Consider the following 13510-nt stretch of genomic DNA (forward strand, 5'->3'; position numbering starts at 1 on the left):
CGATGACGAGAGAAAGACAAATCCGTTTGTCCGCCTACCTAGTGGGCACAGGTATTCACGTCGCATCCTGGCGTTTGCCGGAAGCCAAGCGCAATGCGAGTATCGATCTGGAATTTTACAAAAAGCTGGTACAGACGGCGGAGCGTGGGAAATTTGACATCGCTTTTATTGCCGACAGCCTGGCTGTGAATGAAAACTCCCACCCGAATATTTTGAACCGGTTCGAACCGACGACATTGCTCGCGGCACTGGCGGGAGCGACTTCCAAGATCGGCCTGGTGGCGACTGCATCGACGACGTATCACGAGCCGTATAACCTCGCCCGGCTGTTCGCGTCGGTCGATCAGATCAGCAATGGGCGAGCCGGGTGGAATCTGGTCACGACGGGTGACGCTACAGGAGAAACCGGGCGCAATTTCAACCTGGATGCACATGTGGAGCATGACGAACGCTACCGGCGGGCCGAGGAATTTATCGACGTCGTGCAAGGCTTGTGGGACTCCTGGGAGGACGATGCGTTCGTCCAGGACAAGGAAAACGGGGTCTACTTCGACCCGCAAAAAATGCATCGATTGGATTACAGGGGCCGTTACTTCTCGGTGCGGGGCCCGCTCAACATTGGCAGATCACGGCAAGGTCAGCCGGTGATCGTGCAGGCAGGCGCCTCCGAACCGGGGCAGTGGCTGGCGGCGCGTACGGCGGAAGTAGTATTTTCCCACGTCAAAGACTTTGCCAAGGCGCAAGAGTTTTACCAAAGCCTCAAAGGAAAGCTGGCCTCGTTTGGGCGCACGCCGGACCAGTTGCACATTTTGCAAGGCATTTCCCCGATCATCGCGGACACGAAGGAAGAAGCCGAAGCAATGCAGCGGCGGTTGCAGGAGCTGCTCGTACCGGAGCAAGGCTTGCGATTTTTGTCCGGCTATTTGGGCAAAGTTGATTTCAGCAAATACACCTTGGACACGCCGGCAGCAGAAGTAGAGTTTCCTGCCGACAACGGTATTCAAAGCCACTTCGAGCGGATGACAGAACTGATTCGCAAAAAGAATCCGACCTTGCGCGAACTGTACGCACTGCTCGAAGGCGGGGTCAACGATGAACTCGTGGGAACGCCAGAGCAGGTCGCAGATGTCCTGGAAAAATGGTTTGCAGAAGGAGCCGCTGACGGCTTCATGCTCGTCGCCCCGGTTCTCCCCCAGGGACTGGAGGACTTCGTTGATAAAGTCATCCCGATCTTGCAGGAACGCGGGCTGTACCGTCTCGATTACGAAGGCGATACGCTGCGCGATCATCTCGGTCTGCGCAAGCCGGAGAACCGCTTTGCGGCACGAGCACGACTGGAAAAAGCAGAGTCGCAGGCGTCGTCCGCCGCCAAGTGATTCGATGAAACATGTCGTGAACGGTTCACGAGGAAGGGGGAGCGCATGGTACACATACACAATCTGGGCAAGAGCTACAATACGGCGAAGGGCACTGTCCCTGTTTTGCAGGACATCCATTTGACCGTCGAAAAAGGAGATATTTTCGGCATCATCGGTTTCAGCGGTGCGGGCAAGTCGACCTTGATCCGCTGCCTCAACCGTCTGGAGGAACCGGATACGGGGATGATCGTGATCGGAGACAAGGTCATTACAGAGCTTGACGAGAGGGAACTGCGCGTCGCCAGGCAAAAAATCGGGATGATTTTTCAGCAGTTCAACCTGTTTGACGCCAAGACCGTATTTCAGAACGTAGCGTTCCCGCTGGAGGTAGCAGGACACTCAAGACCGTACATCCAGCAGCGCGTCCGGGAAATCCTCGACCTCGTCCAACTCGGGGACAAGGCCCACGTCTACCCGTATCAGCTCAGCGGCGGACAAAAACAGCGGGTCGGAATTGCCCGAGCACTGGTCAATGAACCGGACCTGCTGCTAAGCGACGAAGCAACCTCCGCTCTCGATCCACAGACGACGTATTCCATTTTGGAACTGCTCAAAGAGATCAACCGCCAACTGCACCTGACGATTCTGCTCATCACCCATGAGCTGGACGTGCTGCAGCATGTGTGCAACAACATGGCAGTGCTCGAAGCCGGGAGAATCGTCGAAACGGGCCCTGTGGAGCAGTTCTTCCTGCAACCCAGGAGCGATACGGCCAAACGCTTTGTGGGCATCCTCGATCATTACCGGGAAAGGCGAAACGTGGTGATGGAAGGGGTAGGGGAGGGCATATGAGAGACGATCTGCCGGAATTGCTCTGGGAAGGCTTGCTTGAGACGCTCTACATGGTATTTTGGTCTTCCCTGTTTGCCCTCGCGATGGGCATTGTCCTCGGCATAACACTTGTCGTAACGGAGCAGGGAGGCATCCTGGCAAGGCCGAGGCTGCACAAGCTGATCAGCACCATCATCAACAGCCTGCGTTCGCTTCCCTTTCTCATCCTGATCGTCCTGCTGCTGCCGCTTTCCCGCCTGATCGTCGGCACGTCGCTGGGACCGACAGCCGCGATCGTTCCGCTCTCTGTCGGAGCAGCGCCTTTTCTCGGACGTATCATAGAAAATTCACTGAAAGAAGTGAGTGCCGGAAAGATCGAAGCGGCACTTGCGATTGGCGCCACGCCGTTTACAATCATCTTCCGTGTGCTCATACCCGAGGCATTGCCAGCGCTCGTCCGCGGGGTGACGATCGGAATCATCGGAATTACGGAATTTACGGCAGTCGCTGGCGCTATCGGGGGTGGCGGTCTGGGCAGTCTGGCAATTCGCTTTGGCTACCAGCGCTTCCGTGAAGACGTCTTGCTGGCGACAGTGATCTTGATTATCCTGCTCGTCCAGCTCATTCAGTGGACGGGGGACTCCATAGCCAGAGCAATCAATAAAAAGCGGTACAAATTCGAGTAGCACCGCGATGAACAAAGGAAAGGGGAGTTGAGTTTATGAGAGCAAAAGGGTGGAAGGTACTGGCTGCCTGGGGAATCAGTGCAAGTCTGCTATTGGCAGGCTGCGGGGCTAGCGAGCAGACGACGGGGGGTTCTGCCGTGCAGGGCGGCAATGCCGGCAGCCAAGGGCAGGTGGCGTCAGAAGTTACGCTAAAAGTCGGGGCTGCGCCTGTACCACATGCAGAGATTTTGGAATTTATCAAACCGGCATTGAAAGAACAGGGAGTGAATCTGGAGGTCATCATCCTCGATGACGAAGGACAGCTTAACCCGGCACTTCACGAGAAGCAGATCGACGCAAACTTCTTTCAGCATGTCCCCTACCTCGACTCGGTCAAAACGGAGAAAGGGTACGACTTCACCGTTACGACGAAAGTCCATGTCGAGCCGATCGGTTTTTACTCAGACAAATGGAAGGACAAGGATGAACTCAAGGAAGGGGCGAAAATCGGTCTTCCCAACAACCCGTCCAACGAATTCCGGGCACTCGTTTTACTACAAGAGCAAGGGCTGATCAAGCTGAGAGAGGGTCTGACGACGTACGAGGCGACGCCAAGAGATATCGCAGACAACCCGAAGAACCTGGAGTTCGTCGAAGCTGAAGCGGCGACCTTGCCACGTGCGTTGCCCGACTTGGATGGCGCGGTCATCAACACCAATGTGGTGCTGGAAGCGAAAATCGATCCGAATACCGCGCTGTTCCGCGAAGGTGCGAATTCGCCCTACGCCAACGTAATCGTCGTTCGCAAAGGCGACGAAGACCGCGATGAAATCAAAAAGCTCGACGCCGCTTTGACCAGCCCGGAAGTAAAGGCGTTTATCCAGGACAAATACGGAGTGGCCGTCGTGCCAGCTTTTTAATTGATCCTCTCCTTAGCATGAATGACGGTTTGGGCACGACCACTTGTGTGCAGTTCACTTTTTGCAAATAAGAGAGCAACCCGGATGCCAGGAAAAAGGCAGCGGGTTGCTTTCTGTTTGCAGGGTGGTACAGAGGGTGCCCCGGCTTTCGACGCCGCTTTGATGTTAAAATTGACAACGCATGTGCGCAAAAGCTATAAATGAATGTAGGCCAGAGGAAACTTGCTCGTGAAACCGAGCAGTCAGGCAAACAAATCACTTATGAATTATTTCCTGCTGGAAGAGGACTGCTGTACTTCCTGCACGTATCCGATCGTTTGCAGGAGAGCTCCGATGACAGAGAGAACCAATCCGATGATTTGTATGTCCTGCGAGGACAATCCCGTTTCTTGCTGGTTTTGGTTTTTCACGCTCTTACCTCCTACGAAGAATCATGTTCTACCTTATGTAATCCGTTTCCAGACGGAACCATCCATATGGAGAGAGGCAAAAAACCAAAATTCAAACCCACTTTGTACCTGGTTGTATCAGAACAGAAATGTGTCCCCTTGGTGAGCAGTATATTCGAAAAACCGCTGATATGAGACATATCCACGGTTGAAGAAACCGCCCATGCTGGCAAAAAAGCAGGCAGGGCAGTACCTCGTCAGGGGATAGACGTAGGAGAGCTTTCGATGATCGTTACTACCGGACTAGAGCCGACGCCAGAGACGTTGCAGCATGCGGAAGAGTTGGCCTCGCGCTTCGGCCTTTGTGTTCAAAAGCGCGGTGACGCTTCGATCGCACAGATGCGAAAGCGGTACGGCGATGATGAAATTCTCGTCGTCAGCGCACAGGGGGCGCGGATCGAGATCCCCGGTAAAAAACCGTTCTTTTTTCACCCGAATACAGCGGCATTTCGTATAAAGCGATTGATGCGCGGCGATACTGATACTATGCTCGCCGCTTGCCAAATTCAACCAGGCGATGAAGTTTTGGACGCCACGCTGGGTTTGGGCGCGGATGCAATCGTGTTCGCCCATGCTACAGGGGCGGATGGACGGGTAGTAGGAATCGAATCCGAGCCATTGATCGCCTTTATCGTGGAGGATGGTCTGCGCCATTGGCCCAGCGATTCGGCAGAATTGAGGGAAGCGATGCACCGCGTGGAAGTCCGCCTGGGAAACCATCTGGAAGTGCTGGCCGGTTTGCCGGACCGCTCTTTTGACGTCGTCTATTTTGATCCGATGTTTGAAAGTACGGTGACCAGTTCCTCGGGGATTGCCGGCGTGCGCGAATTTGCGGACCAAGCCACCTTGCGGGAGGACGCCGTAAAAGAGGCGCTGCGGGTGGCACGCAAACGCGTGGTGCTAAAGGAAGGAAAAGCAGGAAGACTGTATGGACAGTTTGGCTTTACCCCCTTTCGTACTCGGACGCAACAAGTGGTGTACAGCTACATAGAGATAGGTGGAGGGGAGTGACCTTGCAAGAGAAAGAAAAACTTGTCGTGATCATCGGTCCTACGGCGGTAGGCAAGACAGCGTTAAGCCTGGAGCTGGCGGAGGAGTTCGACGGAGAAATTATTTCCGGCGACTCCATGCAAGTGTATCGGGGGATGGACATCGGGACAGCGAAAGCAGAGCCGCACGAGCTGGCACGCGTTCCTCATCACCTGATCGACATCATCTCTCCGGCTGAGGAGTATTCCGTCGCGATCTTTCAGGACAGCGCGACTCGCCTGATCACGGAAATCAACCAACGGGGTCGCTTGCCTTTCCTGGTGGGAGGCACCGGACTCTACATAGAAGCAGTAACCCATCGTTTTCAGTTCGCCGAGTCGGCGCACGATCAGGAACTGCGAGAAAGATTGCAGCGACTGGCGGATACAGAAGGAGTAGAAGCGCTGCACGCCCGCCTGGCAGCCGTCGATCCGATCACAGCCGAGCGCCTGCATCCAAACGATGTCCGACGCGTCATCCGCGCCTTGGAGATTTACGAAACGACCGGCTACACGATGGCGGACTACCAGCACCGGGCGAAGCAGTCGCCGTACGATCTGCTGATGATCGGCCTGACGATGGAGCGGGGACTGCTGTACGAGCGGATCAATCAGCGGGTCGACCAAATGATCGAAGCCGGTCTGGTAGAAGAGGTGCGCTCGCTTTTGGATCAGGGCTATGACGCCTCGCTTGTCTCGATGCAGGGATTGGGCTACAAGGAGCTGATTCCGTACCTGTACGGGGAGATCACGCTGGAGAAAGCGATCAATGACATCAAGCAGAGGACGCGCCATTTTGCCAAGCGTCAGCTATCCTGGTTTCGCCGGATGGAAGAAGTTCACTGGTTCGACTTGACGGACCCGGCGTCAAGGCCGAAGACACTGCAAAGTATCAAGCAGATATTGGCAGGAAAGTTTCAACAATTGCCGAATATATAACATACAAGTCCTTTTAGGGGGTAATGTACATGAAGCAGTCGATCAACATTCAGGATACGTTTTTGAATCATTTGCGAAAAGAAAATATCGCGGTCACCATTTATCTGGTGAACGGATTTCAATTGCGCGGGTTTATTAAGGCGTTTGATAATTTTACAATCGTAATTGATAGTGAAGGAAAGCAGCAACTCGTCTACAAGCATGCCATTTCTACATTTACCCCGCAGCGTCCAGTCTCACTGATGTCGCAGGATAACAATCAACAGTAAGGAACGGCGTTTCACCCCTGCCCCGGACGTGGTTGTCCGGGGAGTTTTTTTCGGCTTGCCCATTGCAGGAAATGAAAAAGGACAAGGAATCATTCCTTGTCCTTTTTCTGTTCACTTGTCTGGCGAGGAGGTTTTGAGCCCGCGAATCAAAACCGTATAACAAAGGACCGAGCAGATCGTCGCAGCCGCGATGACAATTCCCATCGGGACAGCTGTACCGCTGCCTCCCAGCCCGACGAGCGGGGCGACCAGACCTCCGCTGCTGAACGTGATCAAGCCTTGCAAGGCTGATGCGCTGCCGGCTGCTTTGCTCTGGTTTTGCATGGCCAGCGAAAAACCGGTACTGCTGACGATACCGACGCTGGAAATGACCAGGAAGAGCGGTACCAACAGCATCAGCAGGCTGCCGTCGATGAGGATCATGGCAAACAGGGCAACTCCGCCAAAGGTCGCTTGCGCCAAACCGTAGACGAACAGCTTTTTCTCGGAAATTTTTCCTGCAAGTCTGCCCGTTACTTGGCTCGCGATAATGATCCCCAGACCGTTCACGGCAAAAATCAGGCTGTATTCCGTCGGCGTTACGCCGTGTATTTCCTGAAAGACAAAGGAGGAGCCGGAAATGTAGGCGAACATCGCAGAGGAGACGAGGCCCTGCGAGAGCGCAAAGCCCATAAACGTCCGGTCTTTGATCAGCCTGCCAAACGTGGACAGCGTGTTCGCCAGACCTCCAGGTGAGCGCTTTTCCGCCGGCAATGACTCTGAGAGCCCAAAGAAAACGACGATCATCATCAATATCCCGATCAGGGCAAGCGCGACGAAAATGCCTTCCCAGGAAGTAAACAGCATCATCTGTCCGCCTATGATGGGAGCGGCGATCGGCGCGACCCCGTTAACGAGCATCAACAGGGCAAAGAACTTCGTCATTTCTGCCCCGGAGAACATGTCCCGAACCATCGCCCGGGCGATGACGATTCCGGTAGCACCGGCCAGACCCTGCACAAAGCGAAGCAGGACAAACGACCAGATCGATGGGGCGACGGCGCACAGGATCGAAGCGATCGCGTACACGACAAGGCCAACAAGCAGTGGGGTTCGCCGCCCGCGTACATCGCTGATCGGGCCGGCAAACAGTTGGCCAAGGGAAAGTCCCACCATGCACGCAGTCAGGCTTAACTGCGTCATCGAGGTGCTCGTCTGCATGTCCTGTGCCAGCACGGGCAAGGCTGGCAAGTACATGTCCAGGGAAAGGGGGCCAAAGGATACCAAGGAACCCAAAATGGCAGCGATCCACAATCGCTTGGTACGATTCATCGGCAGTGAAACGGGTTCCAGCTTGCTTGCTGGTAGACTCATGGCAAAATCAGGCCTTTCTGCTTTGTGATTGGACTTTCGGTTTACGGAGTGGTCGAGGACTGGATCGATTGCTGATACGTGAGCATCGCGGTGTTGACCTTTGTCAGCATGCTGCGAAACAGTTCTTTTTCTTCCTCGCTGAAATGCTCGAAGCATTTCAATTCCAGCTCACGCATCACCTCACGGACAGCAAGCGCTGCGGTCCGTCCTTTCTCAGTCAAAAACACGCGCGAAATCCGCTGGTCTTGCGGATCAGGCTGTCGGATGACGAATCCGACTTTTTCCATTCGGTCAATCGTGACAGTGAGAGTCGCAGGCTTGATGTAAATTTCCTCGGCAAGCTCTTTTTGAACCATGCCGTCTTCCTTCAACAGGCGCAGAAGAATCGGCGGCTGGCCTGGCAAAACCTCATACTTGCTGATGAGCAGATCGACGTTTTGGCGATGCAGCTTGAGTACGCGCCGCATAAACACGAGCAACGCTTGCGAGTGATCGTAGTCTCCCACTGTTCATCTCCCTCCTGATCGTTAGATATCTAATTAATTGCAAATATACTGATTTGTTTACCATCTGTCAACGGATGGAGGGGACAAAACTGTATCAGGTGGCAGGTGTTGTAACCCGCTGTCGAGGAGTCGCGTCCTAATTGCATATACAGAAATGGTAACGAAAGGATGACGCTCATGCCGTTTACGTTCGCCCATCCGGCGATTGTGCTTCCACTGTACAGGCTGCGCTCGTTTTCCTTTACCGCACTTGTATGTGGCAGCATCGCGCCTGATTTTGAATACTTTTTGCGGATGCAGCCGTATAGCGTGTACAGCCATACACTCGCAGGCGTGTCGTACGTCGATCTGCCGATTGCCTTTTTGCTGGCCATCCTGTTTCACCGTATCGTCAAGCTGCCGCTTTACGCCTGCCTTCCGCGTTTGCTGCAAAAAGCAGTGTATCCGGCCGTCGCCGCCTCTTGGAAGCTGGACACATGGCGCAAGCGGCTGGTGTTTGCCTATTCGGCGGTACTGGGCAGCCTGACACACATCGTATGGGACAGTTTCACGCATCAAGGGGCGTTCTTTGTGGAAAAACTCCCGGCGCTGCAAGCAAAGCTGAACCTCGGCGGACTGGATGTTCCGCTGTACAAGCTCTTGCAGCATGGCAGCACAATCCTCGGGCTGACGGCAATCGGCTGCTTCCTGTTGTGGACAGCCCTCCGCTCAGCAGATGCCCCGATCCGGCCGGGCATTTCTCTTGCGCGCAAAGTCGTGTACTGGTTCGGTATTGGGGCGACAGGTGTTCTCGTCGCCTGTGTTCACGCATGGGTGAATCGGGGCGCGCTGCCATGGGATGCACCGTTGCAAAGCATCGTTCCGTTTTTGTCCGGGAGCATGCTCGGGATCATCCTGTTCTCCTGCGTACTCGGACAGCCTGGGGTCAAAAAATAGGGCAGGTTTACCTTGCCCATGAGTATACTTAAGGTATGACCAAGAGGCAGGTGATTCCAGGTGAAACCGACCATCTATCAACCCTCAACCGAAACGAAGGAGGAGAAGGTGCAAAATCGCATCCAGGTAGTCTTTCACCGGACTGAGCGGGTCAGGCAGCCTGAAACATTGGCTGATCGGGTTCGGACTACAGCTCCCGACAACGTGGCGGCCGCTTTTGCAGATCTGGAAGGCCTGATCGGGTTGCAGGAAGCAAAAAAACTGATGTATGAAATCCACGCGTTATTGCGGATGAATAAGGAACGAGAAAAGCACAACCTGAAGCTCGAAAAGCAGGTTTTTCACATGGTGTTCAAAGGAAACCCGGGAACCGGGAAGACTACAGTGGCACGCATCTTCGGCAGGATTTTCAAAGAAATGGGTATTCTGAGCAAAGGGCACTTAATCGAGGTCGAACGGGCCGATCTCGTCGGTGAGTTCATCGGACATACCGCCCAGAAGACGCGGGATCTGGTCAAAAAGGCGCTGGGCGGAGTCCTGTTTATCGACGAGGCGTACTCGCTGGCGCGCGGCGGGGAAAAGGACTTCGGGAAGGAAGCGATCGACTGTTTGACGAAAGCACTGGAGGACAAAGGCAACGAATTCGTCTGCATTTTGGCCGGCTACCCGGAAGAGATGGATGCCTTTCTCGAACTGAATCCGGGAATGCCATCGCGCTTTCCCATCCATCTGACCTTTGCCGATTACAGTGTCGAGGAACTGCTCAAAATCGCGGACAGCATGCTGGCGACCAAGGAATACCGCTTGTCCGCCAGCGCCAGGGAAAAGCTGCGGCAGCATCTGATTCGCATGCGGCAGGATGTATTCGAAGACAACTTCAGCAATGCACGCTATGTGCGCAATGCCCTGGAGCAGGCGATCCGCAAGCAGGCGGTGCGTTTGCTGGAAATACAGGAGTTGACCCGCGAGGACATTATGACCTTGTCGGCGGAGGACTTTGTCTGGCCCAATGCGTAAAGAACCGGGAAAATTGTGGTATGATAGGGAGGAAAGGACGGGGTTTCGTGAGCGAAATGATCAAAACAAAAGAGACTGCAATATTGGTTGGCTGCTTGCTCGATAATCGCGATGCCGAACGGATGCGCCTGTCGATGGAGGAATTGGAAGAGCTGGCGGATACGGCAGGGGTGGAAGTCCTCGACGTGATCACGCAGAACCGCGAACGCGTGGATTCCGCCTGGTATCTGGGCTCCGGAAAAATCGAGGAGATCGCCCATCGCGCCACAGAGCTGGACGTGGATGTGGTGATTTTCAACGACGAGCTTTCCCCCAGTCAGACACGCAATCTGGATCGGGTATTCGAATGCAAGGTGATTGACCGGACACAGTTGATTCTCGATATTTTTGCCGGACGTGCGCAGTCGCGCGAAGGGAAAATCCAGGTGGAGCTGGCCCAGTACAACTACCTGCTGCCCCGGCTGGCCGGGCAAGGCAAGCAGCTCTCCCGCCTGGGCGCGGGGATCGGGACACGCGGTCCCGGGGAAAGCAAGCTGGAGAGCGACAGACGGCATATTCGCAAGCGGATCAGCGAGTTGAAACAGCAACTCGCCGACACGGTCCGCACCAGACAGCTTCATCGCGAGCGGCGGAAGAAAAACAATGTGTTTCAAGTGGCGTTGGTGGGCTACACCAATGCGGGCAAATCGACGCTGCTCAATCAACTGACGGATGCGGGCACCCTGCAAGAGGACAAATTGTTTGCGACGCTGGACCCGACGACCCGGCAGCTCACTTTGCCAAGCGGCATGGAAGTGCTGTTGACGGATACCGTCGGCTTTATTCAGGATTTGCCGACGACCCTCGTGGCGGCATTCCGCTCCACCCTGGAAGGGATCAAGGAAGCGGACCTGATCTTGCACGTCGTGGACAGTCACCATCCCGACTTGGAGATCCACATGGAAGTCGTCGACCGGGTATTAAAAGAACTGGATGCCGGGCAAATTCCCCAGCTCGTCGTGTTCAACAAGGCTGACCTGGTGCGGGAGGGCACGTATTTGCCGCCTGCGGAAAACTCCATCTTCATCTCGGCGCTGCGCCCGGATGACCAGCAGTTGCTGCTGGAGCGAATCGAACAATACGCGCTTGCCTCGTTTGAACAACTGGAGCTGAAAGTCCCTGCGGAGCGCGGCGATATTTTGTCGCTTTTGCATCGCGAAGGGGTAGAGATGGAACAGCAATTTCACGATGAAGAAGCATCCTACCGGATCAAGGTCCGGGTCAACCGCGACCACCCGATCTACGGACGGATTGCTCCTTTTCTCCTGGACCCGCCAGAGACTGTAGAAGAGAGTTGGTAAGATACACGATGTTTCACTTGTTTTCACACGGGGAAGCGCTTCGTCCCCTGGTAGAAGAAGCAGAGGCGACGATTGCGGAGCGGCACCGGCAGATTGCCTCTGTCGTTGATTTTAATCAGTTAAAGGTGCTTCGCTCTTTTCAAAAACACGGCGTCAACGAGTTTCACTTCGCGCCTTCCACCGGATACGGCTATGACGATTCCGGCCGTTCTACGCTGGAATCGATTTACGCAGACGTATTTGGCGGGGAGGCGGCACTCGTGCGCCCGCACATTATTTCCGGGACCCATGCGATCGCCATTTGCCTGTTCGGCATCCTACGTCCTGGCGACGAGCTTCTCTACATTACAGGCAAGCCGTACGATACGCTGGAGGAAGTAGTCGGGGTGCGCGGCGAAGGACAAGGCTCGCTCAAGGACTACGGCATCGGCTACAGCTACGTACCGCTTACCGAGGAGAAGGAAATCGATTTCGTCGCGGTTGCTTCAGCGATCACGCCGAAGACGAAGATGATCGGCATTCAGCGTTCGCGCGGCTATGCGGATCGCCCTTCCTTCAGCATCGCCAAAATCGAGGAGATGATCCGCGTCATCAAGGAGATCAATCCCGACCTGATCGTCTTCGTCGACAACTGCTACGGCGAATTTACCGAAGAGCGCGAGCCTTTGCAGGTGGGAGCAGACATCATGGCCGGCTCGCTGATCAAAAACCCAGGCGGCGGTCTGGTCAAGACAGGCGGATACATCGTCGGTCGCAGCGACCTGGTACAGCTCGCCTCCTATCGCATGGCGGCACCAGGCATCGGGGCCGAGGGAGGTGCTTCGCTGTACTCGCTTCTGGAGATGTACCAGGGCTTTTTCCTCGCGCCACACGTGGTCGGTGAAGCGCTCAAGGGGGCGGTCTTTTCGTCCGCGCTGCTGGAGCGGCTCGGCTTTGCGACCAACCCGCTTTGGCACGAGCCGCGCACCGATCTGATACAATCGGTTGCTTTCGGCAGTGCCGAGCGGTTGATTACGTTTTGCCAGGGAATCCAGAAAGCGGCTCCGGTCGACGCCCATGTAACGCCGTACCCAAGCGAGATGCCGGGCTACGCCGATCCGGTCATCATGGCAGCGGGGACGTTCATTCAGGGAGCGAGTATCGAGTTCTCCGCTGACGGGCCGATCCGCCCGCCGTACCTTGGATTTGTCCAGGGAGGTCTGACTTATTCGCATGTAAAGGTAGGGATACTTACAGCGCTCAATGAAATGCTGGAAAAAGGGCTGCTGGAAATCCCGTCATAGCTTCTGGACAACTGGCAGTGATCCTTGCATCGGGAGGATCGCTGCCTTTTTGCTGCCAGATGACAGTACTCAGCCAAATATTCACTGTTGCTCCTGCGTAATAATTCCTGACACGTGTTGACAGAAAAGGTTTTCATGAATAGAATAGGGGAGAAGATACAACATACAGGAGGGACGAGTCATGAGTGATAATATTCGCCGGAATATGGCCCTCTTTCCCATTGGGATCGTAATGAAACTGACAGATCTGACTGCACGGCAAATTCGCTACTACGAACAGAACGAATTGATCCAACCTGCGCGAACCGAAGGGAAACAGCGTCTTTTCAGCTTCAATGATGTCGATCGTCTACTAGAGATCAAATCGCTGATTGAAAAGGGACTGAACATTGCAGGCATCAAGCAAGTGCTGAACATGCAGGCACCCGCCATGGACCCCAATGAAATCTCAACAACTACTGAAGCAAAGCGAAAAGAGATGTCCGACAAGGACCTTCACCAGTTGTTGAAGCAACAAATCATGCATCACAATGCTTCTCGCCGCGGTGAGGACGCATTGATTCGTGGGGAGCTTTCACGCTTCTTCCACTGATATAGATGTAGATGGTTATAAAGA

General features: G+C 54.7%; 15 protein-coding genes. 12 read left to right on the top strand and 3 right to left on the bottom strand.

Annotation, left to right across the window (positions count from 1 at the left end):
* The first annotated feature begins 2 nt into the window (after window positions 1-2).
* From ACAF76_RS09215 to ACAF76_RS09230, 4 genes are read left to right on the top strand one after another with little or no spacing between them, the layout of a single operon-like run.
* Entirely contained in the window at window positions 3-1376 is a 1374-nt protein-coding gene (locus ACAF76_RS09215) for an LLM class flavin-dependent oxidoreductase (RefSeq protein ID WP_400163453.1), read from the top strand.
* Between the two features lie 45 nt (window positions 1377-1421).
* Window positions 1422-2210: a methionine ABC transporter ATP-binding protein gene (locus ACAF76_RS09220; protein ID WP_400163454.1), complete on the top strand. Its 789-nt coding sequence runs from the start codon at window positions 1422-1424 to the stop codon at window positions 2208-2210.
* Window positions 2207-2875 (top strand): methionine ABC transporter permease, encoded by a 669-nt coding sequence (locus ACAF76_RS09225; protein WP_400163455.1) that lies wholly within the window; start codon window positions 2207-2209, stop codon window positions 2873-2875. The genes ACAF76_RS09220 and ACAF76_RS09225 overlap by 4 nt, the downstream gene beginning before the upstream one ends.
* 35 nt (window positions 2876-2910) lie before the next feature.
* Entirely contained in the window at window positions 2911-3774 is an 864-nt protein-coding gene (locus ACAF76_RS09230; protein WP_400163456.1) for a MetQ/NlpA family ABC transporter substrate-binding protein, read from the top strand.
* Between the two features lie 266 nt (window positions 3775-4040).
* On the opposite strand, the gene ACAF76_RS09235 is transcribed toward ACAF76_RS09230, so the two are convergent.
* Window positions 4041-4184, bottom strand: coding sequence for a hypothetical protein (locus ACAF76_RS09235; RefSeq protein ID WP_400163457.1), 144 nt, complete (start codon window positions 4182-4184; stop codon window positions 4041-4043).
* Window positions 4185-4448: 264 nt separating this feature from the next.
* On the opposite strand from ACAF76_RS09235, the gene ACAF76_RS09240 reads away from it, so the two are divergent.
* From ACAF76_RS09240 to hfq, 3 genes are read left to right on the top strand one after another with little or no spacing between them, the layout of a single operon-like run.
* Window positions 4449-5234: a class I SAM-dependent methyltransferase gene (locus ACAF76_RS09240; RefSeq protein WP_400163458.1), complete on the top strand. Its 786-nt coding sequence runs from the start codon at window positions 4449-4451 to the stop codon at window positions 5232-5234.
* Entirely contained in the window at window positions 5231-6190 is a 960-nt protein-coding gene (gene miaA / locus ACAF76_RS09245; protein ID WP_400163459.1) for a tRNA (adenosine(37)-N6)-dimethylallyltransferase MiaA, read from the top strand. The genes ACAF76_RS09240 and miaA overlap by 4 nt, the downstream gene beginning before the upstream one ends.
* Before the next feature lie 29 nt (window positions 6191-6219).
* Window positions 6220-6459, top strand: a complete 240-nt coding sequence (gene hfq / locus ACAF76_RS09250) for an RNA chaperone Hfq (RefSeq protein ID WP_400163460.1) — start codon at window positions 6220-6222, stop codon at window positions 6457-6459.
* Between the two features lie 111 nt (window positions 6460-6570).
* Here hfq and ACAF76_RS09255 read toward each other — a convergent pair whose 3' ends face one another.
* Together ACAF76_RS09255 and ACAF76_RS09260 are read right to left on the bottom strand one after the other, a co-directional pair.
* On the bottom strand, window positions 6571-7812 hold the full coding sequence (locus ACAF76_RS09255) for a multidrug effflux MFS transporter (RefSeq protein ID WP_400163461.1): 1242 nt from the start codon (window positions 7810-7812) through the stop codon (window positions 6571-6573).
* Window positions 7813-7853: 41 nt separating this feature from the next.
* A complete protein-coding gene (locus ACAF76_RS09260) occupies window positions 7854-8318 on the bottom strand; it encodes a MarR family winged helix-turn-helix transcriptional regulator (protein WP_400163462.1) in 465 nt (154 codons plus the stop codon).
* Between the two features lie 177 nt (window positions 8319-8495).
* On the opposite strand from ACAF76_RS09260, the gene ACAF76_RS09265 reads away from it, so the two are divergent.
* From ACAF76_RS09265 to ACAF76_RS09285, 5 genes are all read left to right on the top strand, one after another.
* Complete coding sequence (locus ACAF76_RS09265; RefSeq protein ID WP_400163463.1) at window positions 8496-9254, top strand: DUF4184 family protein; 759 nt, start codon at window positions 8496-8498, stop codon at window positions 9252-9254.
* Between the two features lie 108 nt (window positions 9255-9362).
* On the top strand, window positions 9363-10271 hold the full coding sequence (locus ACAF76_RS09270) for an AAA family ATPase (RefSeq protein WP_400163464.1): 909 nt from the start codon (window positions 9363-9365) through the stop codon (window positions 10269-10271).
* Window positions 10272-10318: 47 nt separating this feature from the next.
* A complete protein-coding gene (hflX, locus tag ACAF76_RS09275; protein ID WP_400163465.1) occupies window positions 10319-11611 on the top strand; it encodes a GTPase HflX in 1293 nt (430 codons plus the stop codon).
* A gap of 8 nt (window positions 11612-11619) precedes the next feature.
* Window positions 11620-12894, top strand: a complete 1275-nt coding sequence (locus ACAF76_RS09280) for an aminotransferase class I/II-fold pyridoxal phosphate-dependent enzyme (RefSeq protein ID WP_400163466.1) — start codon at window positions 11620-11622, stop codon at window positions 12892-12894.
* A 181-nt stretch (window positions 12895-13075) separates the two neighbouring features.
* On the top strand, window positions 13076-13486 hold the full coding sequence (locus tag ACAF76_RS09285; protein WP_400163467.1) for a MerR family transcriptional regulator: 411 nt from the start codon (window positions 13076-13078) through the stop codon (window positions 13484-13486).
* Window positions 13487-13510: the final 24 nt, after the last annotated feature.

This window comes from Brevibacillus sp. TJ4 (genome assembly GCF_044627595.2).
Lineage (GTDB): Bacteria > Bacillota > Bacilli > Brevibacillales > Brevibacillaceae > Brevibacillus.

Excerpts from the sequence above, each read along its gene's own strand:
- ACAF76_RS09215 (WP_400163453.1), top strand. The coding sequence starts at position 3 with ATGACGAGAGAAAGACAAATCCGTTTGTCCGCCTACCTAGTGGGCACA.
- ACAF76_RS09220 (WP_400163454.1), top strand. The coding sequence starts at position 1,422 with ATGGTACACATACACAATCTGGGCAAGAGCTACAATACGGCGAAGGGC.
- ACAF76_RS09225 (WP_400163455.1), top strand. The coding sequence starts at position 2,207 with ATGAGAGACGATCTGCCGGAATTGCTCTGGGAAGGCTTGCTTGAGACG.
- ACAF76_RS09230 (WP_400163456.1), top strand. The coding sequence starts at position 2,911 with ATGAGAGCAAAAGGGTGGAAGGTACTGGCTGCCTGGGGAATCAGTGCA.
- ACAF76_RS09240 (WP_400163458.1), top strand. The coding sequence starts at position 4,449 with ATGATCGTTACTACCGGACTAGAGCCGACGCCAGAGACGTTGCAGCAT.
- hfq (WP_400163460.1), top strand. The coding sequence starts at position 6,220 with ATGAAGCAGTCGATCAACATTCAGGATACGTTTTTGAATCATTTGCGA.
- ACAF76_RS09255 (WP_400163461.1), bottom strand. The coding sequence starts at position 7,812 with ATGAGTCTACCAGCAAGCAAGCTGGAACCCGTTTCACTGCCGATGAAT.
- ACAF76_RS09265 (WP_400163463.1), top strand. The coding sequence starts at position 8,496 with ATGCCGTTTACGTTCGCCCATCCGGCGATTGTGCTTCCACTGTACAGG.
- ACAF76_RS09280 (WP_400163466.1), top strand. The coding sequence starts at position 11,620 with ATGTTTCACTTGTTTTCACACGGGGAAGCGCTTCGTCCCCTGGTAGAA.
- ACAF76_RS09285 (WP_400163467.1), top strand. The coding sequence starts at position 13,076 with ATGAGTGATAATATTCGCCGGAATATGGCCCTCTTTCCCATTGGGATC.